Genomic DNA, 202 nt, shown 5'->3' with positions numbered 1-202 from the left:
GGAGGGCGACGAGGTCCTCTCGATCACCGCCTCCGGCCTGGTGGTGCGCAGCCCCGTCAACGCGGAGTTCCGGCCCACCGGTCGCTCGGCGTTGGGCGTGATGTTCGTGACGCCCAAGAAGCACGACTCCGTGGTGGTCGTGGCTCGCTCCGTGGAGGCCAAGGTCGACGCCGAGGACGGTGTCGACGAGGGGGCCGACGAA

1 protein-coding gene is annotated in these 202 nt (G+C 70.3%); it reads left to right on the top strand.

Annotated elements, in window-relative coordinates:
* Positions 1–202 (top strand): hypothetical protein (locus QWJ41_RS21985; protein WP_302710621.1); only part of this gene is annotated, 202 nt, incomplete at both ends.

Origin of the sequence: Nocardioides cremeus (assembly GCF_030518195.1) — a bacterium.
Taxonomy (GTDB): domain Bacteria; phylum Actinomycetota; class Actinomycetes; order Propionibacteriales; family Nocardioidaceae; genus Nocardioides; species Nocardioides cremeus.
Note: the sequence above shows the minus strand (reverse complement) of the source record. Positions and strands in the feature narration are given on the sequence as shown.